Annotated in this window: 26 protein-coding genes; 8 read left to right on the plus strand and 18 right to left on the minus strand. The window is 63.3% G+C overall.

Features of this window, described 5'->3' with window-relative positions:
* Positions 1–55: 55 nt before the first annotated feature.
* Positions 56–223, minus strand: coding sequence for a hypothetical protein (locus B6V76_RS19860; protein ID WP_157771568.1), 168 nt, complete (start codon positions 221–223; stop codon positions 56–58).
* A gap of 169 nt (positions 224–392) precedes the next feature.
* On the opposite strand from B6V76_RS19860, the gene B6V76_RS05750 reads away from it, so the two are divergent.
* Complete coding sequence (locus B6V76_RS05750; RefSeq protein ID WP_088726929.1) at positions 393–1,556, plus strand: mechanosensitive ion channel family protein; 1,164 nt, start codon at positions 393–395, stop codon at positions 1,554–1,556.
* 44 nt (positions 1,557–1,600) lie between these two features.
* Here B6V76_RS05750 and B6V76_RS05755 read toward each other — a convergent pair whose 3' ends face one another.
* From B6V76_RS05755 to B6V76_RS05790, 8 genes are all read right to left on the minus strand, one after another.
* Positions 1,601–2,065 (minus strand): hypothetical protein, encoded by a 465-nt coding sequence (locus B6V76_RS05755; protein ID WP_075774380.1) that lies wholly within the window; start codon positions 2,063–2,065, stop codon positions 1,601–1,603.
* Between the two features lie 108 nt (positions 2,066–2,173).
* Positions 2,174–3,160 carry an ABC transporter substrate-binding protein gene (locus tag B6V76_RS05760; RefSeq protein ID WP_075774379.1) on the minus strand — a complete coding sequence of 329 codons (987 nt, stop codon included), beginning with the start codon at positions 3,158–3,160 and terminating at the stop codon, positions 2,174–2,176.
* Between the two features lie 71 nt (positions 3,161–3,231).
* Positions 3,232–4,080 (minus strand): ABC transporter permease, encoded by an 849-nt coding sequence (locus tag B6V76_RS05765; RefSeq protein WP_088718962.1) that lies wholly within the window; start codon positions 4,078–4,080, stop codon positions 3,232–3,234.
* Positions 4,077–4,940: an ABC transporter permease gene (locus B6V76_RS05770; protein ID WP_075774377.1), complete on the minus strand. Its 864-nt coding sequence runs from the start codon at positions 4,938–4,940 to the stop codon at positions 4,077–4,079. The genes B6V76_RS05765 and B6V76_RS05770 overlap by 4 nt, the downstream gene beginning before the upstream one ends.
* Before the next feature lie 102 nt (positions 4,941–5,042).
* On the minus strand, positions 5,043–5,831 hold the full coding sequence (locus B6V76_RS05775) for an ABC transporter ATP-binding protein (RefSeq protein WP_075774376.1): 789 nt from the start codon (positions 5,829–5,831) through the stop codon (positions 5,043–5,045).
* Entirely contained in the window at positions 5,828–6,250 is a 423-nt protein-coding gene (locus B6V76_RS05780; protein WP_075774375.1) for a VOC family protein, read from the minus strand. Before B6V76_RS05780 ends, B6V76_RS05775 begins: the two co-directional genes overlap by 4 nt.
* A gap of 6 nt (positions 6,251–6,256) precedes the next feature.
* Positions 6,257–7,708 (minus strand): dihydropyrimidinase, encoded by a 1,452-nt coding sequence (gene hydA, locus B6V76_RS05785; protein ID WP_088726930.1) that lies wholly within the window; start codon positions 7,706–7,708, stop codon positions 6,257–6,259.
* 102 nt (positions 7,709–7,810) lie between these two features.
* On the minus strand, positions 7,811–9,061 hold the full coding sequence (locus tag B6V76_RS05790; protein WP_075774373.1) for a Zn-dependent hydrolase: 1,251 nt from the start codon (positions 9,059–9,061) through the stop codon (positions 7,811–7,813).
* A 127-nt stretch (positions 9,062–9,188) separates the two neighbouring features.
* Here B6V76_RS05790 and B6V76_RS05795 point away from each other — a divergent pair, with 127 nt between their 5' ends.
* The gene (locus B6V76_RS05795; protein ID WP_088721845.1) at positions 9,189–9,851 is read left to right on the plus strand and encodes a TetR/AcrR family transcriptional regulator; all 663 of its coding nucleotides are present in this window, start codon (positions 9,189–9,191) and stop codon (positions 9,849–9,851) included.
* Between the two features lie 4 nt (positions 9,852–9,855).
* On the opposite strand, the gene B6V76_RS05800 is transcribed toward B6V76_RS05795, so the two are convergent.
* Positions 9,856–10,719, minus strand: coding sequence for a hypothetical protein (locus B6V76_RS05800; protein ID WP_088726931.1), 864 nt, complete (start codon positions 10,717–10,719; stop codon positions 9,856–9,858).
* 176 nt (positions 10,720–10,895) lie between these two features.
* Between B6V76_RS05800 and B6V76_RS05805 the strand changes: the two genes are divergently transcribed.
* Complete coding sequence (locus B6V76_RS05805; protein ID WP_088726932.1) at positions 10,896–11,477, plus strand: VOC family protein; 582 nt, start codon at positions 10,896–10,898, stop codon at positions 11,475–11,477.
* 125 nt (positions 11,478–11,602) lie between these two features.
* Here B6V76_RS05805 and B6V76_RS05810 read toward each other — a convergent pair whose 3' ends face one another.
* Positions 11,603–12,928 (minus strand): aspartate aminotransferase family protein, encoded by a 1,326-nt coding sequence (locus B6V76_RS05810; protein ID WP_088718966.1) that lies wholly within the window; start codon positions 12,926–12,928, stop codon positions 11,603–11,605.
* Between the two features lie 200 nt (positions 12,929–13,128).
* On the opposite strand from B6V76_RS05810, the gene B6V76_RS05815 reads away from it, so the two are divergent.
* Together B6V76_RS05815 and B6V76_RS05820 are read left to right on the plus strand one after the other, a co-directional pair.
* Positions 13,129–13,779, plus strand: a complete 651-nt coding sequence (locus B6V76_RS05815) for a TetR family transcriptional regulator C-terminal domain-containing protein (RefSeq protein WP_199224627.1) — start codon at positions 13,129–13,131, stop codon at positions 13,777–13,779.
* Between the two features lie 112 nt (positions 13,780–13,891).
* Positions 13,892–14,521 carry a hypothetical protein gene (locus B6V76_RS05820; RefSeq protein WP_088726933.1) on the plus strand — a complete coding sequence of 210 codons (630 nt, stop codon included), beginning with the start codon at positions 13,892–13,894 and terminating at the stop codon, positions 14,519–14,521.
* Between the two features lie 10 nt (positions 14,522–14,531).
* Here B6V76_RS05820 and preA read toward each other — a convergent pair whose 3' ends face one another.
* Both preA and B6V76_RS05830 read right to left on the minus strand, forming a co-directional pair.
* The gene (gene preA / locus B6V76_RS05825) at positions 14,532–15,833 is read right to left on the minus strand and encodes an NAD-dependent dihydropyrimidine dehydrogenase subunit PreA (RefSeq protein ID WP_075774367.1); all 1,302 of its coding nucleotides are present in this window, start codon (positions 15,831–15,833) and stop codon (positions 14,532–14,534) included.
* Positions 15,834–15,836: 3 nt separating this feature from the next.
* Positions 15,837–17,180, minus strand: a complete 1,344-nt coding sequence (locus B6V76_RS05830) for an NAD(P)-dependent oxidoreductase (RefSeq protein WP_088726934.1) — start codon at positions 17,178–17,180, stop codon at positions 15,837–15,839.
* A gap of 295 nt (positions 17,181–17,475) precedes the next feature.
* On the opposite strand from B6V76_RS05830, the gene accB reads away from it, so the two are divergent.
* Both accB and accC read left to right on the plus strand, forming a co-directional pair.
* Complete coding sequence (gene accB, locus B6V76_RS05835; RefSeq protein ID WP_088727188.1) at positions 17,476–17,976, plus strand: acetyl-CoA carboxylase biotin carboxyl carrier protein; 501 nt, start codon at positions 17,476–17,478, stop codon at positions 17,974–17,976.
* A 10-nt stretch (positions 17,977–17,986) separates the two neighbouring features.
* The gene (gene accC / locus B6V76_RS05840; protein WP_075774365.1) at positions 17,987–19,330 is read left to right on the plus strand and encodes an acetyl-CoA carboxylase biotin carboxylase subunit; all 1,344 of its coding nucleotides are present in this window, start codon (positions 17,987–17,989) and stop codon (positions 19,328–19,330) included.
* Positions 19,331–19,375: 45 nt separating this feature from the next.
* Here accC and B6V76_RS05845 read toward each other — a convergent pair whose 3' ends face one another.
* Complete coding sequence (locus B6V76_RS05845) at positions 19,376–20,086, minus strand: class I SAM-dependent methyltransferase (RefSeq protein ID WP_075774364.1); 711 nt, start codon at positions 20,084–20,086, stop codon at positions 19,376–19,378.
* Between the two features lie 71 nt (positions 20,087–20,157).
* Here B6V76_RS05845 and aat point away from each other — a divergent pair, with 71 nt between their 5' ends.
* A complete protein-coding gene (aat, locus tag B6V76_RS05850; protein ID WP_088726935.1) occupies positions 20,158–20,796 on the plus strand; it encodes a leucyl/phenylalanyl-tRNA--protein transferase in 639 nt (212 codons plus the stop codon).
* Here the strand turns inward: aat and B6V76_RS05855 are convergent.
* The 4 genes from B6V76_RS05855 to B6V76_RS05870 form a co-directional block, all read right to left on the minus strand.
* Complete coding sequence (locus tag B6V76_RS05855) at positions 20,760–21,170, minus strand: DUF2155 domain-containing protein (protein ID WP_075774362.1); 411 nt, start codon at positions 21,168–21,170, stop codon at positions 20,760–20,762. The genes aat and B6V76_RS05855 overlap by 37 nt on opposite strands.
* Entirely contained in the window at positions 21,167–21,637 is a 471-nt protein-coding gene (gene mlaD / locus B6V76_RS05860; protein WP_075774361.1) for an outer membrane lipid asymmetry maintenance protein MlaD, read from the minus strand. The genes B6V76_RS05855 and mlaD overlap by 4 nt, the downstream gene beginning before the upstream one ends.
* Positions 21,638–21,649: 12 nt before the next feature.
* Positions 21,650–22,024, minus strand: coding sequence for an NADH:ubiquinone oxidoreductase subunit NDUFA12 (locus tag B6V76_RS05865; protein WP_075774360.1), 375 nt, complete (start codon positions 22,022–22,024; stop codon positions 21,650–21,652).
* 70 nt (positions 22,025–22,094) lie between these two features.
* The gene (locus B6V76_RS05870) at positions 22,095–23,165 is read right to left on the minus strand and encodes an acyltransferase (protein ID WP_088726936.1); all 1,071 of its coding nucleotides are present in this window, start codon (positions 23,163–23,165) and stop codon (positions 22,095–22,097) included.
* Between the last annotated feature and the right edge of the window lie 30 nt (positions 23,166–23,195).

The raw sequence follows: 23,195 nt of genomic DNA on the forward strand, positions 1-23,195 counted from the left end.
CTTTTACAGGCAAGTGCAGGAGAAGAAAATCATTTTACAGCGCTTTACACGCCGCTCAGCAGGTTCCCACGCCCGACGGGGCGACCGTGGCCATACCGGACATCCCCGCGACGCCCGGCTCGCATTCCCCGATGTCGCGCTCAAGCTGCGTACAGCCCGCGAAGGCGACCAGCGCGAATAGGGCTGCAAGCTGCGCGATGGTTGCAGAAAAGCGATGTCTCATAGCTTCCTCCAGTGCTCGAAACGGGATGTTTTCCCGAATGTCATTCTACATTCCCGCCTTTCCGCCTCGATGATCTGCGTCAATGTCCAGGCCGATTTGACAGCGCAGATCGAAGCGCCATCATCAATGCGGCAACGCAGCAAAAAGGCGTGGCATTGCGGAGACGCGGATGGAGCCCGATACGATCGAGACCGAACTGGCCAGCGCCATCGATACGGCGCAGAAATTCCTGCCGGACTGGGCGGTGGCGTTGATCACCTATGTCGCGGCGGCGCTGCTCGCTCTGCTGCTGTTCCGGGTGGTGTTCACGGCGCTCAATCGCGCGGTGGCCGATCGCGATCTGTTCTGGCGCTCGCTGATGACGCGCGGCGCGCGACCGATGCGGCTGATACTGCTGATCGTGGCACTCGGCCTCGCGAACGGGGTCGCCCCGGCCGGCGCTGCGGTCACCAGTGCAATCACGCATATCCTGTTGGTCGCGCTGATCCTCTGTCTGGCATGGATTGCCTATACCGCACTCTACATCTGGACGACGATCCATCTGCGGCGCTTCAAGCTCGACGCGGAAGACAACCTGCTGGCGCGCAAGCACGTCACCCAGACCCGCATCCTGATGCGCGTGGCCAAGGTTATGATCGTGATCATCGCGGTCGCCACGGCGCTGATGACTTTCCCCGCCGTACGCCAATATGGTGTGTCGCTTCTCGCGGCGGGTGGCGCGGCGGGCCTTGTGGTAGGCCTTGCGCTGCAACCGGTACTGAAGAACCTCTTCGCTGGCATCCAGCTTGCCCTGACCCAACCGATCCGGATCGACGACGCGCTGATCGTCGAAGGCGAATGGGGCAATGTGGAGGAAATCACGTCCACCTATGTCGTCATCCGCGTCTGGGATTGGCGGCGGCTGGTGGTGCCGCTGAGCTATTTCATCGAACAGCCGTTCCAGAACTGGACCCGCGAAAGCGCAGAACTGATCGGCACCGTGATGATCTACCTCGATCACACGGCCGACATCGCCGCCATCCGCGCGAAAGCCGAAGAGATTGCCCGCGCCGATCCATTGTGGGACGGCAAGGTCTTCGCGCTGCAAGTCACCGATTTTCGCGAGCGAGTAATGGAAGTGCGTATCCTGGCCTCCGCCCGCAACGGTCCGCGCACCTTCGATCTGCGCTGCCATATCCGCGAGGAGTTGGTGGCGTGGATTCAGGCCGAGATGCCGCACGCCCTGCCCCGAACCCGGGCCGATCTGTCCCCGGCCGAAGCTGCATTCCTCGGGGAGCCCGCAGGTGAAGCGTCCTCGGCTGACGCGCCACCAAGTGACGCGCCCTCTCCCTGAACAGGTTTCTCAAGCGCCTTCCTTCTAGTCCACGTATCTCCGCGCTAATCGAACGCGTCGAAATGCGCCCCGTAATTCACCGCACGGTTGGAACATTTGTCCATCGCATCGACGAGCCATTGGCGATCCGGTACGGGCCTGCCGACCAGATGACGTCCCAGCGCATCTTCCCCCTTCGCGATATTGCCTGCGACGTCGCCGCTGAATTCCAACAACCGTTCCAGCCAGAAATCCTGCGCCTCTCCGACATAGCCACCGCTTCCCCCGCCCGAGAGTCCCCGCACCACCGCGAGGCAATAGGCCGCCTCGATCGGCTGGGTGGGCGTATCGAAGAGATAGCTCGGCGGGGCCGCGAACTGGCTTTTCCATGCGAGGTAGAACAGCGCGCCCGCGAACCCGATCACGAAGATCGAGTAGAGCGCCGTCAGGGCCGGGTGCGTGCGCTGCTGGCGCTTGCGAGCCCGGGCGCGAGCCCGCGCACGTTGCGCGGTGATTGATCGATCGGCCATGCGACTGCCTCCTGCCGCCCACCAAAGCCGATTCCCCTTAAGAAACCGCGAACATGGAAAAGCCCTCCGGCGCACCGGAGGGCTTCGTCATCAGCAACAGGGCCGCGTTTATTCGAGGCCAGCCTTGTCGGTCACGTCATGGGTCCAGGCGCCTTCCGGCTTCTTGGTGATAACCGGGTCCGAGCCGCCCGACATCAGAACATCGACGGTGCGATCGTAATCCGCGGGATCGAGCGTGCCGTTCGAGCCTGCGGTCAGCTTCGAGACCTCTTTCATCATGCCCAGCTGGTGCTCCATCGTCTGCGCACCGGTCTCGTCATTGTCGAGCACGATCTGCGCGGCTTCCTCCGGATGCGCCTCGGCGTATTTCCAGCCTTCCATCGAGGCCTTCACGAATTTCGCCATCTTGTCGACGAAGGCCGGGTCCTTGAGGTTGTCTTCGAGCACGTAGAGGCCGTCCTCGAGCGTCGCCACGCCCTCGTCTTCGTATTTGAAGGTGACGAGCTGGTCCGGCTGGATCCCTGCTTCGAGCACCTGCAGATACTCGTTATAGGTCATGGTCGAGATACAGGCCGCCTGCTTTTGCAGCAGCGGATCGACGTTGAAGCCCTGCTTGAGAACGGTCACGCCATCGTCGCCACCCTCTGTGGAGATGCCCAGATGGTTCATCCAGCTCAGGAACGGGTATTCGTTCCCGAAGAACCAGACGCCCAAAGTATGACCCGGGAAGTCCTCGGGGGTCTTGATGCCGCTTTCCTTCAGGCAGGTCAGCATCATGCCCGACTTCTTGAAGGGCTGGGCGATGTTCACCAGCGGCAGCCCCTTCTCGCGCGCGGCCAGCGCCGCCGGCATCCAGTCGACGATGACATCGGCGCCGCCGCCGGCGATCACCTGCTCGGGTCCGATATCGGGGCCGCCCGGCTTGATGGTCACGTTGAGACCCGCATCGTCGTAGAAGCCCTTGTCCTGCGCGACATAGTAGCCTGCGAACTGGGCCTGCGTGACCCATTTGAGCTGCAGCGTCACGTCCTCGTTGGCCCAGGCGGCCCCCGCCATGGTGAGGCTAGCCGCCACCCCTGCGATCAGTTTCTTCATCTTTCACTCCACTGTTGGCCCCGGATCTTTACGCCCGGGATTTTGGGTTTTTCTCAGGCTCTTCCTTGCCCTTACGTCCGGGCCCGTTGCGACGGGTGCCAGAAAGTCACCAGCTTCTCGATCAGGGCGACAAGCCCATAGAAGCCCGAGCCCGCGAGGGCCGCAACGGTAATTTCCGACCACACGAGCGGCAGATCAAGCTGCCCCACCGCGGTCGAGATGCGAAACCCCATTCCTTTCGTCGGGCTGCCGAAAAATTCGGCAACGATCGCACCGATCAAAGCCAGTGTCGTTGCGATCTTCAACCCGTTGAAGAGAAAGGGCATCGCCGCAGGCAGGCGCATCTTGAAAAGCCCCTGCCAATAGCTTGCGGAATAGGTCGCCATCAGGTCGCGCTGCAGCGCATTCGTGGCCGCCAGCCCCGCCACCATGTTCACGAGGACGGGGAAGAAGACCATGACCACGACGACCGCCGCTTTGGACTGCCAGTCGAAGCCGAACCACATCACGAGGATCGGCGCGATCCCGACGATCGGCAGGGCCGCGACGAAGTTCCCGATCGGCAGAAGCCCGCGTTGAAGGAAGGGCGAGCGGTCGATCAGGATCGCCACAACCACGGCGGCACCACAGCCGATGACATAGCCCGACAGCGCGCCTTTCAGGATGGTCTGCACGAAATCCTCGCGCAGCACCGCAGTCGAGGCCATCAGGCTCGCCGCGATCTGACTCGGCGCGGGCAGGATCACCGGGCTGATATTCAGACCTCGAACCAGACCTTCCCACAGAAGCAGGAGGGTGATGCCGAACAAGGCCGGGATCAGGAAACGCGCCCAACGCTCCGAGCCATGATGGCGGGCAAGCCAGGTGTTGAGCGCCCAGGCCGCCAGCCAGAAGACGATTGCGAAAATAAGCCAGCTCATTGCACCATCCCCATCCGCTTGAGCGTGATCTGTTCGATGATGCCGACCACCACCACGAGGATCGCAGCCAGCGCCGCAGCCGCGAACAGAGCGGACCAGATCTGCACCGTCTGTCCGTAATAGCTGCCCGACAGAAGCCGCGCGCCAAGCCCTCGGGTCGCGCCCGCCGGCAGTTCGGCCACGATCGTGCCGACGAGGCTCGCCGCCACGCCCACTTTCAGCGAGGCGAAGAGGTAAGGCATCGACGACGGCAACCGCAGCTTCCAGAAGGTTGCGCCCTGGCTCGCATTATAGGTCTTCAGCAGGTCGAGTTGCATGTGATCGGGCGCGCGCAGTCCCTTCACCATGCCGACGAGCACGGGGAAGAAACTGAGATATGCCGCGATGATCGCCTTGGGCAGAAGCCCCGTGACCCCGAGGCTCGCCAGCACCACGATCACCATCGGCGCAATGGCGAGGATCGGGATCGTCTGGCTCGCGATCGCCCAGGGCATCACGCTCAGGTCCATCGCGCGGCTATGGGTGATCCCCACCGCCAGCAGAATGCCCAGACCGGTGCCGAGTGCGAAGCCCGCAAGCGTCGCCGACAGCGTGATCCAGCCGTGGAAGACGAGGCTCCGCTTGGAGGTAATCTTCTGCCCGGCCACGCCTTCCCAAAGGCCGACAGCCACCTGATGCGGGGCGGGCAGAACGGGACGTTTCTGGGTCAGCGTGTCGGTGACAAGCTCGGAGAACGTGACCTCTTCTCCGGCCCGTGCGGCCTGGTCGTAGGTCCATTGCGAATTCATCCAGACGGTCGCGGCGTACCAAAGCAGCAGGATCGCGGCCAGAACCGTCAGAACAGGTGCCACCATTTTCATGAGACCGCCCTCCCCGTCGGCTTGGCCGAAATATCCTCGGGGAGTGAATGGCGCAGCCTGAGGGGGGCAGACAGCCCCCCTTCCGGGGTCGGGGTCATAGCGTCATTCATCATAGGCATGCCCCGCTCGCAGCCCTTCGCGCACCCGGTGTGCGATATGCAGGAATTCCTCGCTGTCGCGGATATCGAGCGGGCGTGGGCCGTTCGGCAGCGTGCTCTCGATCACCTCGTGGATGCGACCCGGACGAGGCGACATCACCACGATCTTGGTCGAGAGATACACCGCTTCCGGGATCGAGTGGGTCACGAACCCGATCGTCTTGTTCGTGGCCGACCAGAGCTTGAGAAGCTCCTCGTTGAGCTTGTCGCGCACGATCTCGTCCAGCGCGCCGAAAGGTTCGTCCATCAGCAGGATCTCGGCGTCGAAGGCCAGCGCCCGCGCGATCGAGGCGCGCTGCTGCATCCCCCCGGAAAGCTGCCATGGGAACTTCTTCCCGAAGCCTTCGAGATCCACCAAAGAGAGCACTTTTTCAACGCGCTCTTGCTGCTGCGCCTTGGAATAGCCCATGATTTCCAGCGGAAGTTTCACATTTCCCGCAATCGTGCGCCAAGGGTAAAGCCCGGCCGCCTGGAACACGTAGCCGTAGCTACGCGCCTTGCGGGCTTCCTCGGGCGAGATTCCGTTCACGGTCAGCGCCCCGCCCGTGGGCGTTTCCAGCGCCGCGATGCAGCGCAGGAAGGTGGTCTTGCCGCAGCCCGAGGGGCCGATGAAGCTCACGAATTCGCCCTTCTCGATATCGAGATCGATATCCTTGAGCGCGTGAACCGGACCGTCATTGGTCTGGAAGGTCAGGTCGAGCCCGCGGGCCTGAATTACCGGTGCGTCCGTCATCCGCGCCTCCACAGGGTTTTGTCCGCGATCTCGACGCTATTTCCCGCCGGGTCGCGCAGATAGATCGATCGCGCCCCGTTCGGCCAATAGAAGTCGGCCTCAATCTCCACGTTGTTGTCCCTCAAATGTCGTTCCCATTCGTTGAGTTGTTCCGCGTCCGCCGCGAGGCATACATGCCCGGGTCCGACCGCACCATGCGGGGGGACCGGCAGCGCCGCCTCGGGATCGGGTGGCTCACGCGTGGCCTGAGCGATGAAGGTCAGGATCACGCTGTCGCCACAGCGAAAAAAGACATGTCGCCCGTCTCGACGGGTTATCCGATCAAGCCCCAGCAGCCCGCCGTAGAAGGCTTCGGTCTTGTCGAGATCCTCGACATAGACCGCAGCCTCCAAGACGCCGGAACTGACCGGGGCCGCCATAGCGCCTTATACCCCGGTCGCCGGGATACCGCTGCGCTCCACCGGACGCGGCGCGGTCAGCTCTTTCCAGGTGGACAGCGCCTTGGTCACCGGCATGCCCGGATCGCGGGCCACGAATTCACCGTGGCCCTCGGGCGTGTGGATCTTGCCATCCGCCCAGGCGACGACACCGCGGCTGAGCGTGTAGCGCGGCAGGCCCTTGACCTCCTTGCCTTCGAACACGTTGTAATCGATGGCGGATTGCTGGGTCTCGGCCGAGATCGTCTTGGTCGCCTCCGGATCCCAGATCACGAGGTCGGCATCCGCGCCGACGAGAACTGCGCCCTTCTTCGGATAGACGTTGAGGATCTTCGCGATGTTGGTCGAGGTGACGGCCACGAATTCGTTCATCGTGATCCGGCCGGTCTCGACCCCATAGGTCCAGAGCATCGGCATCCGGTCTTCCAGACCGCCGGTGCCGTTCGGGATCTTGGTGAAATCGCCCACGCCATAGCGCTTCTGCTCGGTCGAGAAGGCGCAGTGATCGGTCGCCACGACCGAGAGCGAGCCCGAGGCGAGACCGGCCCAGAGGCTGTCCTGATGCTGCTTGTTGCGGAAGGGCGGCGACATCACGCGGCGCGCGGCGTGCTCCCAGTCCTTGTCGAAATACTCGGACTCGTCGAGCGTGAGGTGCTGGATCAGCGGCTCGCCCCAGACGCGCTTGCCCTGCATCTTGGCGCGGCGGATCGCTTCGTGGCTTTCCTCGCAGGAGGTGTGCACGACATAGAGCGGCACGCCTGCCATATCGGCGATCATGATCGCGCGGTTGGTGGCCTCGCCCTCGACCTGCGGCGGGCGCGAATAGGCGTGTCCCTCGGGGCCGTTATTCCCTTCGGCCAGCAGCTTCGCAGACAGTTCGGCCACGACGTCGCCGTTCTCGGCATGAACCAACGGGATCGCCCCCAGCTCGGCGCAGCGCTTGAAGCTCGAATAAAGCTCGTCATCGTTCACCATCAGCGCGCCCTTATAGGCCATGAAGTGCTTGAAGGTATTGATGCCGCGCTCAGTGACCTGCTTCATCTCGTTGAAGACCTGCTCGCTCCACCAGGTGATCGCCATGTGGAAAGAATAGTCGCAATGCGCGCGCGTCGATTTGTTGTCCCAGCGCTTGAGCGCTTCCAGCAGGCCCTCGCCCGGTGCGGGCAGCGCGAAATCGACGACCATCGTGGTGCCGCCGGCCAGCGCGGCGCGGGTACCGCTCTCGAAATCGTCGCTGGAATAGGTGCCCATGAAGGGCATCTCCAGGTGGGTATGCGGATCGATCCCGCCCGGCATCACATAGCAGCCGGTCGCGTCGATCTCTTCGTCGCCTTTCAGGTTCGGGCCGATCTCGATGATCTTGCCGCTGTCGATCAGCACATCCGCCTTATAGGTCAGATCCGCGGTGACGATGGTTCCGTTCTTGATGACTTTGGTCATGTTTTACCTCCCACGAAGGTCTTCCGCCTTCGATTATTTCAAGTATTCCGGGGGCTGGGCGCGCGAGCGCCGCAGGGGGCCGCGCCCCCTGCTCCACCCGTCTCAGCTTACGATTTCCGCGGTTTCCAGCACGGCGTGGAACAGCACATCGGCACCCGCGCTCGCCCAGTCCTTGGAGATATCCTCGGCCTCGTTATGGCTCAGCCCGTCGACGCAGGGGCACATCACCATCGCCGTCGGCGCGACCGCGTTGATCCAGCAGGCATCATGGCCTGCGCCCGAAATGATGTCGCGATGCGAATAGCCCAGACGCTCGGCTGCGCTGCGCACGGCGCTCACGCAGGTCGGATCGAACGTGACCGGGTCGAACCCGCCGGTCTTCTCGAACTCCACCTCAAGGCCCATCTCGTCGCAGATTTTCTTCGCTCCCTCGCGCAGTCGCTTTTCCATGTCCTGGATCACGCTCAGATCGGGCGAGCGGAAATCGACGGTGAACACGGCTTTGCCCGGGATCACGTTACGCGAATTCGGGTAGATGTCGATATGGCCCGCGGCGCCCACCGCGTGGGGCTTGTGCGACCAGGCGATCTCGTCGACCAGTTCCAGCACGCGCGCCATTCCGAGACCCGCATTCTTGCGCATCGGCATCGGGGTGGAGCCGGTATGCGCGTCCTTGCCCGTGATCGTCACTTGGGTCCAGCTGAGGCCCTGCCCATGCGTGACGACGCCGATATCCTTGCCCTCTGCCTCGAGGATCGGGCCCTGCTCGATATGCAGCTCGAACATCGCATGCATCTTGCGCGCTCCGACTTCTTCGTCGCCTACCCAGCCGATGCGTTTCAGTTCGTCGCCGAACTTCTTGCCTTCCGCGTCCTCGCGATCGTAAGCCCAGTCCTGCGTGTGCACGCCCGCGAAAACGCCCGAGGCCAGCATCGCCGGGGCGAAGCGCGTGCCCTCTTCGTTGGTCCAGTTGGTCACGACGATCGGGTGCTTGGTCTTGATGCCCAGATCGTTCATCGAGCGCACCGCCTCCAGCGCGCCGAGCACACCGAGGACGCCGTCGTACTTACCGCCCGTGGGCTGCGTGTCGAGGTGGCTGCCCATGTAGACCGGCAGCGCATCGGGGTCTTCGCCTGCGCGGGTGGCGAACATGTTGCCCATCGTGTCGACGCCCATCGTCATGCCGGCCTCTTCGCACCATTTCTGGAACAGTGCGCGGCCTTCGGCATCCGCATCGGTAAGGGTTTGGCGATTATTGCCCCCGGCGACGCCGGGACCGATCTTGGCCATCTCCATGAGACTGTCCCAAAGGCGATCGGGATTGATGCGGAGGTTTTCTCCGGGTGCTGACATTTCATTACTCCCTGTCGGCTGCGTGGGGGTTATCCCCTCTTGCGACGAATCTTTTTCTGACCGTATGGTCAGGTTGAGTGGGCCACGGTCTGACCATTCGGTCAACAAAAATCAGGACGCAGTTCGAATGAAAGATGATGAGAGCGGCAGGCGCTCAAAAAATGGGCAAGCGAGCCGCGGCAGTCGGGCCGAGGCCCGGCGCGCTACCGAAGAGTCGATCCTGAAAGCTGCCGAGCGGGTCTTCGCGGAGGCCGGATTCGGCGGCGCCACGATGCAACTGATCGCGGATGTGGCGGGGCTGCCGAAAGCCAATCTCCATTACTATTTCGAGACGAAGGAATCGCTCTATCGCCGGGTCGTAGAGCGCATTTTCAACATCTGGCTGGAAGCGGCGGATGTGTTCGACGCGGCAAGCGGCCCCGCCGAGGGGATCGGTGCCTATATCGACGCCAAAATGGAGATTTCGCGCAATCACCCGAACGGATCGAAGGTCTGGGCGTCGGAGGTGATGCATGGCGCGCCGGTCATTCAGGATTACCTCGAGACCACGCTCCGCGACTGGACCGAGGGCCGCGCGGTCATCATCGAGCGCTGGATCGCGGAAGGCAAAATGGCCAAGGTCGATCCCCATCACCTGCTCTACATGCTCTGGGCCACCACCCAGCACTATGCCGATTTCTCGCATCAGATCGAGACGTTGAACGGCGGCGCCCCACTGAACGACGCTCAGTGGGAAGACGCGAAGACCTGCGTAAAAAGCATCGTGTTGCGCGGGATCGGCGTGAGCTGATCGCTCAGTTCGCTGCCGGATCGGCGGTGATATCCGGCGCGCCGACGGGTGCCGCGTTGGAGTTCGCTGGTGCAGGCGATTGCGAAGCCCCCTCCGACGCATCCGGCGCATTTGCGTCTGGCGCGGCTGGCAGCGTCTCGGTCTCGACCGGGCGCATCGGTGCACCGGCCACGCCTGCGGGCAGATGCGTCTTGGGCAGTTTCGAGCCCAGCAGCTCCTTCCCGTCCGAGATCGGCTCGACCGGGTCGGCTTCGAGTCCCACCGCCTCCGCGCCGGTATCCGAACAAATGTAAATCGCGCCACCGACGACGACCGCGGTGGCCGCAAGAGCGGGCGCCGAGGCTCCGGCCAGCACGCCGAGGCCCGCATCGCGCAGCTTCTTTTGCAGGTTGCCGGCCTGATCCGACACGATCATACCGCCGATTTTTTTGCCCAGAACCTTGCTCGCCGCGTCGCCCACGGCGCTTTCGGCCTCGTCGCGCAGATCGCCGGCGGCCTTTGCAGTCCCCTTGAGGCGCTCGCAGATGCTTTTCGACGGCTTGCGGCAGAGCCCGTAGGCGTCGCGCTCACCGCGGTCGTAGCCCAGATAGGTCTCGGCCTCCTTGTCCCATTGCAGGCAGAACGGGGCGCGGCTTTTGTCGTCCATTTCGGGCGTCAGCGCCCGCAGCGTGACCAGTGCCGGGCAGGTTACCTCCCCCTTCTCGCCGAAGAGCTTTTCCCGCAGCGAGCGGCTTTCCTTCAGCGCCGCATTGTCCGCGTCGTAAACGTAGGAATAGGTCTTGCCGCGAATGGAAGTTTCACACGGCACCAGTTCGGCCATGGCCGGCAGCGGGCATATCAGGGCGAGAACAAAGGTCAGGCGCAGCATCGCGAGTCTCCGGGCATCGCTGCGCACCATAGCTCACCCCCGCGCCGCGACAAGCTCGCGCAGCGCTGCGTGGCGACGCTCGGCGGGGTTTCGCGCGGCCCCGCACAGATCCTGTTCCTAGACCTGAGCGTTGCACGGGTTATCTTGATCGAGAGGCAATTCAGGCAGAGGACGACATGCGCAAGATGCAGGTTCAGGGGGTTCACCACATCACGCTGACCGGCGCGGATCGGCAGAGCTCCATCGATTTCTGGGAGGGTGTCCTGGGGATGCCGTTCATCTTCGATCAGCCCAATCTCGACAATGCCGACGAAGGGCATCTCTATTTCGATCCGGGTGACGGGCGGCTGATCACGATCTTCACGAACGAGACCCGCAAGCCTGTTCACAACCGCACGCCCACCGACCCGGGCTGCGTGCATCATCTAGCCTTCAATGTCTCGATGGCGACGCATCGGCAGGTCGTGGCAAGACTCGATGCGCGCGGAATCGCGCATTCCGGCGTGAAGGATCGCGGCTTTATGGATTCGATATATTTCAAGGATCCGCTGGGACTCCTGATCGAGCTGGCCACCTACAAGTTCGAACCGCCGCGCGGAACGTCCCATGCCGAGGTCATGATCGAGGCGCATCGCATCCGGGTGGCGCGCGGCGACAATGCCATCGGTGAGGAACATCTCGCCGACGCGATCGAGATGATCGTCGAGCGCTCGCAGCAATCGCTGAGCGAGGATCGCGGGGCGAAGAACCCGTACTGAGCGACGCGCCGTCTCGGACGTCAGAATGGCGCGGGGCGACTAGCCCCGGGCCGCGCATCAACCCGCAACGAGAAACGGCCGCGCAATCCCTGCGCGGCCGTCTTGTCATCTAGGCTTGAGCCCGATCACTCAACCTCTTCGAGCACCTCTTTGAGCGTGCCGACCAGCTGGTCGATCTGCTCTTTCGAGATGATCAGCGGCGGGCTCATCGCGATGATGTCGCCGGTCGTGCGGATCAGGATGCCTTTCTCATAGGCCTTCAGGAAGGCCGAGAAGGCGCGCTTCGTGGGTTCGCCCGCGATCGGCTCCAGCTCGACCGCACCGATGAGGCCCTCGTTGCGAATGTCGATCACGTTGCGCACGCCCTTGAGCGAATGCAGCGCATCTTCCCAATAGGGAGCGAGCTCGGCGGCCCGCTCGAACAGCCCCTCTTCGCGATACGTCTCGATCGTCGCAATCCCGGCCGCGGCGGCGATCGGGTTGCCCGAATAGGTGTAGCCATGGAACAGCTCGATCATATGCTCGGGGCCGTTCATGAAGGCGTCGTGGACCTCGGCCGTCGTCAATACCGCGCCCATCGGGATTACGCCGTTGGTCAGGCCCTTTGCGGTCGTGATCATGTCCGGCACGACGCCGTATTTCTCGGCAGCGAAGGCCGCGCCCGTGCGCCCGAAGCCAGTGATCACCTCGTCGAAGATCAGCAGGATGCCGTGCTTCTTGGTGATGTCGCGCAGCTTCTGCAGGTAGCCCTTCGGCGGCAGCAGCACGCCGGTCGAGCCCGCCACCGGCTCCACGATGACGGCAGCGATGGTCTCGGCGCCATGCAGCGCGATGATCCGCTCGAGGTCGTCGGCCAGATGCGCACCATGCTCGGGGCAGCCCTTCGACCAGCGGTTCTCCTCGGGCAGATGGGTGTGCGGCAGGTGATCGACCCCCGGCACGAGCGGACCGAAGGTCTTGCGGTTGGTGACGATGCCGCCCACTGAGATACCGCCGAAGTTCACGCCGTGATAGCCGCGCTCGCGCCCGATCAGGCGCGTGCGAGCCCCGTCGCCGCGCGCACGGTGATAGCCGATGGCGAGTTTCAGCGCGGTCTCGACCGATTCCGAGCCGGAGTTGGTGTAGAACACATGCGCCATCTCGTCGGGCGCGATGTCGAGGATGCGGTTCGCAAGCTCGAACGCAATCGGGTGCCCCATCTGGAAGGCGGGCGCGTAATCGAGCTCGGCCGCCTGTTTCTGGATCGCCTCGGTAATCTTCGGGCGGCAATGGCCCGCGTTGCAGCACCACAGGCCTGCCGTGCCGTCGAGCACCTGGCGCCCGTCGGAGGTGGTGTAATGCATATCCTTCGCGCCCACGAACATCCGCGGGTTCTTCTTGAACTGGCGGTTCGCCGTGAAGGGCATCCAGAAAGCGTTGAGATCATTGGGGGACTTGCGGTCGAGCGCCATGGGAAAACTCCGGTCGGAAGGCCGGGTCGGAACGCGGCCGGGATGTCTAGTTTGACCGAACGGTCAGACTCACGCTAGCACAGCTTGGGAACCAGTCAAGCGGCCTTCACCTGGCGTTTATAGCGCGCTCTCCTGCCTGTAGCGATTGATCCTGCAGTCACGCTTCGGTTAACGTAAACGACGCATTGGGAGACGAATACTTGGCAGACGACCTCGAACCGCGCGACTTCACCGGCGACGACGACGGCAAGCGCCCGCTGACCCGGATTCAGAAGGTCAATCGCGGCAAGATTCTCGAGGCGGCGCTGGACGTGTTCTCCGCGCATGGTTTCCGGGGTGCGACGCTCGACCAGATCGCAGCGGAAGCGGGGCTGAGCAAGCCGAACGTGCTCTATTACTTTCCCTCCAAGGAGGCGATCCACGAGGCACTTCTGGAAGGGCTTCTCGATATCTGGCTCGCGCCGCTGCGCGCGATCTCCGCCGAGGGCGAGCCGCGCGAGGAAATCATGCGCTACATGCGTCGCAAGCTCGAGATGAGCCGCGAGATGCCGCGCGAAAGTCGACTGTTCGCCAACGAGGTGCTGCAGGGCGCACCGCGTATGGGCGCGGAATTATCCACCGATCTCAAGACCTTGGTGGACGAGAAGGCGCGGATCATCGAAGGCTGGATCGCTGAGGGCCGCCTCGCGCCCGTCGATCCGCACCACCTGATCTTCTCGATCTGGGCGCTCACCCAGCATTACGCGGATTTCGACACGCAGGTGCGCGCGGTCCTCGGCCCGGGCAAGGAGCCGCTGGAAGGGGCCGCCCCCTTCCTAGACCTGCTCTTCGCGCGGCTTCTCGCGCCCTGAGCGGTTAAGCCTTCCGCAACCATTTCCGAAGTTTCCGCCGGATCTTAACGGTCTGGTAACACCCTCGACGCAATTTGAGCATGCGTGGGGGCGCAAGAAAATGGAGCTCGGAATGGACCGGATTTCGGGGTTGATGCCTCAGATCGGGTGGTCGCCTCTATTGACGGTCGCGGCCCCGAAAACAGCGCCTGCCAGCAAGGTGGAGGCGCCTGCGGATGCGGCCAATACGAACGGCGGCCTCGGCGCAAACGTAGACACCCAGACGTCGCAGGATCGCGCGAAGCAAGTGCGGGCCCTGGAGGCGCGCGCGGCGCGCGGCGCCGATGCGTCGAAAGAGGAAGGCCAAGATCGGGGCGCGGAGGATTTGAACCAATCATCCCGCGCAATTGGCATGAGCGATGGGGGCGCGCGTCCCGATCCCGACGCCTTGACCGGCCCGATCCCGACCTTCGAGGTCACGCCGCTCGAAGCGCAGGCGGCAGCACTCTGGGCGGCACCGGATCTTATGCCAACCCCGGAGGGTCCTGAGCCTGAGCCGGTACGGATTGTCACCGCCCTCGCCGACACATCGACGGCGAAGAAAGAGGCCGAAACCTCCGACGCTGCCGAGATCCATCCGGAGACTGCGCCACAGACGGCGGAGAAAAAAGACGCGCCGCCCGATACTCGGAACAGCGCGCCTCAGGAGGGTTGGTCTCAGGTGCCCCCGCAGGTCGCGCCGAACCTCGACGTGACCCGCTAAGCCCCTGCCCTTATTCGGCTGCGGTCGCGGCGGAGGGGTTGTTGGGATGGCTCGTCCAGTTGGCATAATCGCCGACCGTCTCGCCAGTGCGTGGATCCACCTCACCCTTGTCCATCTTGCGCATCGTGATGCACTCAACCGGGCAGACCTCGACGCAGAGGTTGCAGGCCACGCATTCCTCGTCCTTGACCGAATAGACACGATCGTCGGACACCGCGATCGCCTGGTGCGAGGTGTCCTCGCAGGCGGCATAGCAGCGACCGCATTTGATGCAATCTTCCTGATTGATCTCTGCCTTGGTGACGTAGTTGAGATTGAGATACTGCCAATCGGTCACATTCGGCACCGCGCGGCCCACCAATTCGGAGGTCGAGGTAAAGCCCTTGCGATCCATGTATTCCGACAGGCCGGAAATCATCTCCTGCACGACTTTGAAGCCGTAGGTCATCGCCGCCGTGCAGACCTGCACGTTGCCAGCCCCGAGCGCCATGAACTCTGCCGCATCGCGCCAGGTGGTCACGCCACCGATGCCCGAGATCGGCAGACCGGCCGTATCGGGATTGCGTGCGATCTCGGCCACCATGTTCAGCGCGATCGGCTTCACCGCCGGACCGCAATAGCCGCCATGGGTGCCTTTGCCGTCAATGGTGGGCTCCGGCGCGAAGTCGTCCAGATCGACCGAGGTGATCGAATTGATCGTGTTGATCAGCGAGACCGCATCGGCCCCACCGCGCTTCGCGGCTTCCGCCGGGCGACGGATATCGGTGATGTTCGGCGTGAGCTTCACGATCACCGGCAGGCTGCAATATTGCTTACACCAGCGGGTGACCATCTCGATATATTCGGGGACCTGACCGACAGCCGACCCCATGCCGCGCTCGGCCATGCCATGCGGGCAACCGAAGTTCAGCTCGATCCCGTCGGCGCCGGTTTCCTCGACCAGCGGCAGGATCGCCTTCCAGCTTTCCTCGTCGCAGGGCACCATCAGCGAGACGATGATCGCGCGGTCCGGGTAGTCCTGCTTCACCGCCTTGATTTCGCGCAGGTTTGTCTGCAGCGGACGGTCGGTGATCAGCTCGATATTGTTGAGACCGAGCAGACGACGATCCGCGCCATAGATCGCGCCGTAGCGCGGGCCGTTCACGTTGACCACGGGAGGTCCTTCCGAGCCCAGCGTCTTCCAGACGACCCCGCCCCAACCGGCTTCGAAGGCACGGCGGACATTGTATTCCTTGTCCGTCGGCGGCGCGGAGGCGAGCCAGAACGGATTGGGGGATTTGATACCGATGAATTCAGAAGTCAGATCGGCCATATCTTAGCCCTCCATCAGGAATTGGTGGATTTCTTCAGCTGCATCGCGCCCCTGCGCGACCGCCGTCACGGTCAGGTCTTCGCCGGCATGGGTGCAATCGCCCCCCGCCCAGACCCGTTCGACCGAGGTGCGGCCCGCGCCGTCCACCTTGATCTTGCCGCCCGCGACCTCGATCTTCGGAGGCATGTCGCCCAGCGTCTGACCGATCGCCTTGAAAACCTGATCGGCGGGCAGTTTGAAGGTCGCGTCGGTCATCTCGAGACCGTCGGGGCCCTTCTTCGTATAGGCGAACTCGACCTGACGCACCGCGCCATTGCCGTGGATGGCGATGGGGGCGGCGTTCTCGATGATGTTCACGCCATGGGTCAGCGCGTGCTCCTGCTCGACCGTGCTGGCGGGCATCTCGGCGCGCGAACGACGGTAGACGAGGGTCACGTTGAGCGCACCTAGCAGCTTCGACTGCACTGCGGCGTCGACCGCCGTCATGCCGCCGCCGATCACGACCACATCGCGCCCGATCGGCAGTTCGGCCAAATCGGAGGCCTGACGCAACTCCGCGATGAACTCGGTCGCGGGGCGGATACCGTCCTTGTCTTCGCCATCGAGGCGCAGCGCGTTCACGCCCGACAGGCCCATCCCGAGGAAAACGGCGTCGAAATCGCCCAGCAGCTCGGCCAGATCGCCGTCACCGGCGCGGCCCAATTGCCAGTTTTCGACCACGGTGATGCCGCCGATCTGCAGCAGCCAGTCAACTTCCGCCTGCGCGAACCCGCCCGGCGCCTTGTAGCTTGCGATACCGTATTCATTGAGGCCGCCTGGCTTCGAGCGCGCGTCATAGACGGTGACCTCGTGGCCCTTCATCGCGAGGCGGTGCGCACAGGCGAGACCTGCGGGCCCGGCGCCCACGACGGCGACCGATTTGCCCGTGCTCGCGGCGCGAGTGTAGGGGTGGCTTTGCTTGGCCATCAGCGTATCGGTCGCGTAGCGCTGCAGCGCGCCGATCTCGACCGGCTCGCCCTCCGACTCCATACGAACGCAGGACCCTTCGCAGAGATTTTCCGTCGGGCAGACGCGGGCGCACATACCGCCCATGATGTTCTGGTCGAAGATCGTCTTCGCTGCGGCTTCCGGTGTTCCGGTCGAGATCTGCCGGATGAACAGAGGGATGTCGATCGCGGTCGGGCACGCCTCCATGCATGGCGCATCATAGCAGAAATAGCAGCGATCGGCCGCGATGCGGGCCTCTTGCGCCCCAAGTGGCGGCGCGTGATCGGCGAAATTGGTGCAGTAGCTTTCCGGGTCGAGCCGTGCTGGCGCGATCCCTTCGGTGAGCTGGCTATTGGACACTTGCGGGCTCCCTGTCAGTTTTTCTTGTTCCCTACGCTCGCACAGGATTGAATTTTATCAAGTGGTAAAATATGCCGCAGCGCGGCGGGCCGCCAATTTCCCGCCCGATTGCCCGGTTGTTGAGCAGTTTCTACCCCACGCATGCTCAAATACCGGGCAATCACGAGATCGCGACCCCCTGACAACCGGACGGCCGATGCGCCTTTTCACCGCGCGTTACCTCGCGTATAACCGCCCTCAGCATCAAAGAGCCCCGCAGAATGGGCTCCATTTCAAAGCACCCTTCGAGGACCGCATGACCAAAAATACCCGTGACAACGACGTGGCCTTCATTCAGGCCCTTGCCGAACTGCTCAACGCGAACGAGCTGACCGAAATCGCCGTGACCCGCGATTACGCGCAAGATGACAGCCTGAAAGTGCGGGTGTCGAAACAGACCAATATCGTGCACGCTGCCGCCCCTGCCCCCGCAGCGCCCCCCGCTCCGGCACCCGTTGCCGCCCCGGCTGCCCACCCTGCGGCCGCAGAGCAATCCGCGACCGTCGAAGACCCCGCCGATCACCCCGGCGCCGTGGCCTCGCCCATGGTGGGCACCGCCTATCTCTCGCCCGAGCCGGGCGCATCGGCCTTCGTGAAGGTCGGCGACCAGGTCAAGGAAGGCCAGACGCTGATGATCGTCGAGGCGATGAAAACCATGAACCATATCCCCGCCCCGAAGTCGGGCACCGTGAAGCGCATCCTCGTCGATGACGGTCAGCCGGTCGAATACGGCTCGACCCTGATGATCGTCGAATAAGGGGGCCGGTATGTTCGACAAGATCCTGATCGCCAACCGGGGCGAGATCGCGCTGCGCGTGATCCGTGCCTGCCGCGAGATGGGGATCGCCTCGGTCGCGGTCCATTCGACGGCGGATTCGGACGCGATGCATGTGCGCATGGCCGATGAATCGGTCTGCATCGGCCCGAACTCCTCGAGCCAATCCTACCTTTCGGTGCCCGCCATCGTCGCGGCCTGCGAAATCACCGGCGCTCAGGCGATCCACCCGGGCTACGGGTTCCTGTCCGAGAATGCCGCCTTCGTGCAGGTGCTCGAGGATCACGGCATCACCTTCATCGGCCCGTCCGCCGCCCATATCCGCATCATGGGCGACAAGATCACCGCGAAGGAAACCGCGAAAAATCTTGGCATTCCGGTCGTACCGGGCTCGGCGGGCGGTGTTCCCGATACCGAATCCGCGAAGCAGATCGCGGCCGATATGGGCTATCCGGTCATCATCAAGGCCACCGCCGGCGGCGGCGGTCGCGGGATGAAGGTCGCGAGGTCCGAAGAAGAACTTGAGGTCGCGTTCCGCACCGCGCGTTCCGAGGCGAAAGCCGCCTTCGGCAATGACGAAGTCTATATCGAGAAATACCTTCAGAAGCCGCGCCATATCGAAGTGCAGGTCTTCGGCGACGGCAAGGGCCGCGGCGTCCATCTGGGCGAGCGCGACTGCTCCCTCCAGCGCCGCCACCAAAAGGTGCTCGAAGAGGCCCCCGGCCCGTCGATCACGCCAGAAGAGCGTGCCCGCATCGGCAGCATCTGCGCCAACGCAATCGGCGAAATGGGCTATTCCGGCGCCGGCACGATCGAGTTCCTCTACGAGGATGGCGAGTTCTACTTCATCGAGATGAACACCCGCCTTCAAGTCGAACACCCGGTGACCGAGGCGATCTTCGGTGTCGATCTCGTGCGTCAGCAGATCAAGGTTGCCGCCGGCGAGCCGATGGAGTTCGATCAGGACAAGCTGTCGATCCGCGGTCACGCGATCGAAGTACGGATCAACGCCGAGAAGCTGCCGAACTTCGCTCCCTGCCCCGGCAAGATCACCCACTACCACGCGCCGGGCGGCCTTGGCGTGCGGATGGATAGCGCGCTTTATGACGGCTATTCGATCCCGCCCTATTACGACAGCCTCATCGCGAAGCTGATCGTGCATGGCCGCGACCGCCACGAGGCGCTGCAGCGCCTGCATCGCGCGCTTGGCGAGCTGATCGTGGACGGGGTGGATACGACCGTTCCGTTGTTCAACGCGCTCCTGCAAGAGCCCGACATCCAGAGCGGCAACTACTCGATCCACTGGCTCGAGAAATGGCTCGAGAAAAACCTCTGAGCGGGTCGACATTGACGAAAACGCCCCCGGTTTCGGGGGCGTTTTTCATTTCGGGGTCAGCAGGCAGGTGCCGCGCTTTTTCTCTTTATCCTTGGGGCGATAGTAATCGCCGATATGGCTGCGTTGGCCTTGTCCGATCTGCTCCCAGTCGAGCCAATGGCAGTCGTAATCGAGCACATCTGCCATTGCGGTCATCGCCGGGAAGGATGGAATTCCGATCAACGCTTTCTCCTGCCCGTCGATCTGCGGGATCGAGTTCAGCTCGTTATCGGTGCGCTCGCGCATCAGCAGAATGATCGGCCCCGGGCGCTGTGCGAATTCGCTGTCCACGATTACCAGTTCGGGCCCCAGCTGGCGCACCAGCTGGAACAACCGGAAATGGTCCATGACGTGGTAGAGAATGCCGAGAACACCGACGACGTCGAAGCGCTCGCCCGCGTCGATCAGCTTCTGCATCCCGTCGAAGATGTCGTCGCAGATCAGCTTCACCTTCTCGCGCAGATGCGCGCGGGGGAACTGCTCGAAGCGGTCGATCAGCTCCTGCCGCCCTTCGATTCCCACCACTTCCGAGGCTCCCGCAGCGGCGAAGGCATAGGCCCAGCGACCATCATGCGCCGCCAGATCGAGCACACGCTTGCCCGCGATCTCCTGCTCGAGCGGCTTAATGATCATCTTGTGGCGCAGGTTCATCCGCTCCACCGTGCCAGGATCTTCGGCATATCGATCGATCTCGGGGAGGAAATCGTAGAAACCCATATTTGCGCTCGGCCCCGCTCTGGTTCATCTTGTTGGCGAGCCTAGGCGTAACGGGAAAACCGGGCAAGACAATGACGGACAGACTGAGCGCGGAACTACTTCTCGCGGGATATGCGCAGGGCATCTTCCCGATGGCTGAAAGCCGCGACAATCCGCAATTGCATTGGTTCGACCCGGCTCTGCGCGGGATCGTCCCCTTGGACAAATTCCATATTTCGCGCTCTCTGGCGAAGGTGATCCGGCGCGGCGATTACAGTATTACAACAAACGCGGCATTTCGGGGCGTGGTCGAAGGTTGCGCCGACCGGGATGAGACATGGATCAACGGCCCGCTCTTCACGCTCTACGATCAGCTTCACGCCGCAGGCTTCGCGCATAGCCTAGAGGTCTGGCAGGACGGTGAGCTCGCGGGCGGCATTTTCGGGATCACATTGGGCGGCGCGTTCTTCGGCGAGAGCATGTTCTCGCGGCGGCCCAATGCCTCGAAAGTGGCGCTGACCTATCTGGTGGACCGGCTGCGCCAGACGGGGTTCAGCTTGCTCGACACGCAATACATCACGCCGCATCTGGCCTCGATGGGCGCGATCGAAGTGACCCGGATCGAATATCGCGCGCGTCTGGCTCAGGCGCTGACGCGGGAATGCGACTTCACCTCAGGCGTGATCCCTGCGCCTCAGTCGCTTTTGCAGCGGATGACCCAGACGTCGTAACGCGGGTGATCGAGCGCCGAGAGCGCGGGGCTCGAAGCAATCATCCAGCCTGCGAAATCGGGCTGCGGCTTGTCCTCTTCGGTTACCGTCACATAGGCATAGGCATCCGAGGACGGATCGTCGGCCGGGTAGCGGCATTCGCGTAGCGTTACCGTGATGAACCCGTATTTCACGCTCTGCCCGACATTCAGATTGATGTCCGAGGCGATGCCCGACACCTTGTCGAGCCCGCGCAACATCGCGCCCGTACCGTCAGCCAGCCCTTTCGCGGGCTCATCCTGCGGGATCTGGTCGTCCGGCGTCGTTTGCGTGAAGTCCTGTGCGACAGCGAGCCCTGGAACGAGTGCTGCGATCAAAACCAAAGCGCGGATCATTGCGCCCCCTCCCCTGCGCCGTCGCCACTGCCGCCACCTGCGAATTTCAGCATCAGGTTCAGCATCGAGACCGCGCTCTGCGTGTCGAGAATTTCATCGCCCGGCTTGAGATCGTCGATCGCTCCGCCAGGGATCAGTTCGATATAGTTCGCGCCCAAGAGCCCGTCTTGCGTCACCGCGATCACCGTATCCTCGGGCAGCGCGACGCCCTTCTTCACCGAGATCGTGGTGTCGGCGAAGAACGTCTTGGGGTTCAGCGCGACATCCGTCACCGTCCCAACCTTCACGCCCGCAAGTCGCACATCGGTGCCGGGCACGACGCCCCCGATCGACCGGAAGGAGGCATGCAGCGGATAGGAACCGCCATCGGCCCCGATTCCCATGCCACGCCCCGCCCAGAGCAAAAAGCCCAGTGCCACGACCAGCACGATCGCGCCGGTAATGATCTCGGTGCGGTTTTCGCTCATAGCGCGGTGGCCTTACTCGGGCTGCCAAGCCTCGTAATCGCGGCGCTCGACCGGGTGCGCGAGGCGAATCGACCCCGGCGGCACATAGGCCGCTTCGGTGCCGGTGTGGTTCTGCTCATGCGGCTTTTCCCATGGCTTATGGGCCAGCGGTTTGTCGGTCGGCGGCTCGTCATAGGTGAAGTGGATCCAGCCATGCCAGTCCGGAGGAATACGGCTCGCTTCGCTCTCGCCGTTATAGATCACCCAGCGGCGCTTGGCGTCCTTGGTGCGGTAATAGATGTTGCCTTGCTCGTCCTCGCCAACTTTCACGCCCTTGCGCGCGGTGAAAAGCTGCGTGCCGACGGTCGAGCCGTTCCACCAGGTGAGAATTCGAAGCAGAAACTTCATGGGGCAACCTCCGCAATGCGTCCCGCCTGTTATATCCGCTGGGGCGTCGAGGTCCAGTACCCGTGCGGGCTCAAGGCGCCTGCGAAGCGGAATTTGCCTGCGGAATCTGCCCGCGGCGAAGGATTTTCATCGCCGGACGCTCGACCCAGTGCCACGACAGCATCGCGAGCGCGACGGTGATCGGCGTTGCGAGGGCGATATTGGAAAGCGGGCCCATTTCGCCCAAGAGCGCCACGACCATCCCCTGCACAGGGAAAGCATAGATATAGATACCGTAGGAGTAGTCGCCCACCCGATTGAACTCGCGAAACCTTCCCGAAGGCAGCCCCGCCAGCCAGAGCGTTGCGTAGGAGACAGCGAGTGCCATCGACGGATACGCCAGAGGGCCGTGCATACTGATAGCCGCCAGAACCGCGAGGGGAAGGGCGACCACCGGCGAGGCCGGGATGCGCGCACGCATCAGGTAGGCCCCCATGCCGAGGAAAAAGGGCAACCCCGGATACCAGAGCGAGCGAAGCGCATAGGCTCCGGGAAAATCGAATGCGGGGGCTTGGCTGAGGCCCGCTAGACCTACTAGAACCGCGGTCATCAGCAGGAGCGGCCTGCGCATCAAGCCAAGCACGCCGAGCAGCGCGACGACCACGTAAAGCCGTATCTCGACCGGCAGCGTCCACAGCGAGCCCTGAACCGTCGGATAGGGATTGCCCTCGAAAACACCAGGCAGATGGTAATCGAGCCGGACGAGACTCACATTGCCGAGCCATGCCAGCCATGTCTCGACCGAGGCGAGGTAGTCGGCCGGGGACAGTCGGCTGAAAATCGGCCCGATGACGAAGGTGACCAGCGAGATCGAGACGATCAACCCGGGGTAAATCCGCGCCACGCGGGCGCGGACATAGCGCCATGGGCTGCTGGAACGCTCGAAGCTCGCCGAGATCAGGAAGCCCGAAATCGCGAAGAACACGAAGACCGCAAGCGCACCGAGGCTGAAGCCGGTCGCGGCCTCGAGCGGTTCCAGCGCTCCCGGTCCGAGGCTGATCGGCCAAGCATGCGACACGAGCACGCAGGACGCTGCGATCAGGCGGATCAGGTTGAGATTGTTGTGCTGCCCGGCTGCGAGCGGCGCAAAGCTCTGCCTCATGTCCTTGCCCTTCTGCGAGGGGAATGCGCC

This window comes from Thioclava sp. IC9 (assembly GCF_002213225.1).
In the GTDB taxonomy this organism is placed as follows: domain Bacteria; phylum Pseudomonadota; class Alphaproteobacteria; order Rhodobacterales; family Rhodobacteraceae; genus Thioclava; species Thioclava nitratireducens.

What these genes read in the sequence shown, in the direction of transcription:
- B6V76_RS05750 (WP_088726929.1), top strand. Translation starts at nt 393, where the DNA reads ATGGAGCCCGATACGATCGAGACCGAACTGGCCAGCGCCATCGATACG.
- B6V76_RS05820 (WP_088726933.1), top strand. Translation starts at nt 13,892, where the DNA reads ATGGACCGGATTTCGGGGTTGATGCCTCAGATCGGGTGGTCGCCTCTA.
- B6V76_RS05795 (WP_088721845.1), top strand. Translation starts at nt 9,189, where the DNA reads ATGAAAGATGATGAGAGCGGCAGGCGCTCAAAAAATGGGCAAGCGAGC.
- B6V76_RS05855 (WP_075774362.1), bottom strand. Translation starts at nt 21,170, where the DNA reads ATGATCCGCGCTTTGGTTTTGATCGCAGCACTCGTTCCAGGGCTCGCT.
- B6V76_RS05775 (WP_075774376.1), bottom strand. Translation starts at nt 5,831, where the DNA reads ATGACGGACGCACCGGTAATTCAGGCCCGCGGGCTCGACCTGACCTTC.
- preA (WP_075774367.1), bottom strand. Translation starts at nt 15,833, where the DNA reads ATGGCCGATCTGACTTCTGAATTCATCGGTATCAAATCCCCCAATCCG.
- accC (WP_075774365.1), top strand. Translation starts at nt 17,987, where the DNA reads ATGTTCGACAAGATCCTGATCGCCAACCGGGGCGAGATCGCGCTGCGC.
- accB (WP_088727188.1), top strand. Translation starts at nt 17,476, where the DNA reads ATGACCAAAAATACCCGTGACAACGACGTGGCCTTCATTCAGGCCCTT.
- B6V76_RS05770 (WP_075774377.1), bottom strand. Translation starts at nt 4,940, where the DNA reads ATGAAAATGGTGGCACCTGTTCTGACGGTTCTGGCCGCGATCCTGCTG.
- B6V76_RS05755 (WP_075774380.1), bottom strand. Translation starts at nt 2,065, where the DNA reads ATGGCCGATCGATCAATCACCGCGCAACGTGCGCGGGCTCGCGCCCGG.
- aat (WP_088726935.1), top strand. Translation starts at nt 20,158, where the DNA reads ATGACGGACAGACTGAGCGCGGAACTACTTCTCGCGGGATATGCGCAG.
- B6V76_RS05790 (WP_075774373.1), bottom strand. Translation starts at nt 9,061, where the DNA reads ATGTCAGCACCCGGAGAAAACCTCCGCATCAATCCCGATCGCCTTTGG.
- mlaD (WP_075774361.1), bottom strand. Translation starts at nt 21,637, where the DNA reads ATGAGCGAAAACCGCACCGAGATCATTACCGGCGCGATCGTGCTGGTC.
- B6V76_RS05780 (WP_075774375.1), bottom strand. Translation starts at nt 6,250, where the DNA reads ATGGCGGCCCCGGTCAGTTCCGGCGTCTTGGAGGCTGCGGTCTATGTC.
- B6V76_RS19860 (WP_157771568.1), bottom strand. Translation starts at nt 223, where the DNA reads ATGAGACATCGCTTTTCTGCAACCATCGCGCAGCTTGCAGCCCTATTC.
- B6V76_RS05760 (WP_075774379.1), bottom strand. Translation starts at nt 3,160, where the DNA reads ATGAAGAAACTGATCGCAGGGGTGGCGGCTAGCCTCACCATGGCGGGG.
- B6V76_RS05800 (WP_088726931.1), bottom strand. Translation starts at nt 10,719, where the DNA reads ATGCTGCGCCTGACCTTTGTTCTCGCCCTGATATGCCCGCTGCCGGCC.
- B6V76_RS05805 (WP_088726932.1), top strand. Translation starts at nt 10,896, where the DNA reads ATGCGCAAGATGCAGGTTCAGGGGGTTCACCACATCACGCTGACCGGC.
- hydA (WP_088726930.1), bottom strand. Translation starts at nt 7,708, where the DNA reads ATGACCAAAGTCATCAAGAACGGAACCATCGTCACCGCGGATCTGACC.
- B6V76_RS05845 (WP_075774364.1), bottom strand. Translation starts at nt 20,086, where the DNA reads ATGGGTTTCTACGATTTCCTCCCCGAGATCGATCGATATGCCGAAGAT.
- B6V76_RS05865 (WP_075774360.1), bottom strand. Translation starts at nt 22,024, where the DNA reads ATGAAGTTTCTGCTTCGAATTCTCACCTGGTGGAACGGCTCGACCGTC.
- B6V76_RS05765 (WP_088718962.1), bottom strand. Translation starts at nt 4,080, where the DNA reads ATGAGCTGGCTTATTTTCGCAATCGTCTTCTGGCTGGCGGCCTGGGCG.
- B6V76_RS05810 (WP_088718966.1), bottom strand. Translation starts at nt 12,928, where the DNA reads ATGGCGCTCGACCGCAAGTCCCCCAATGATCTCAACGCTTTCTGGATG.
- B6V76_RS05870 (WP_088726936.1), bottom strand. Translation starts at nt 23,165, where the DNA reads ATGAGGCAGAGCTTTGCGCCGCTCGCAGCCGGGCAGCACAACAATCTC.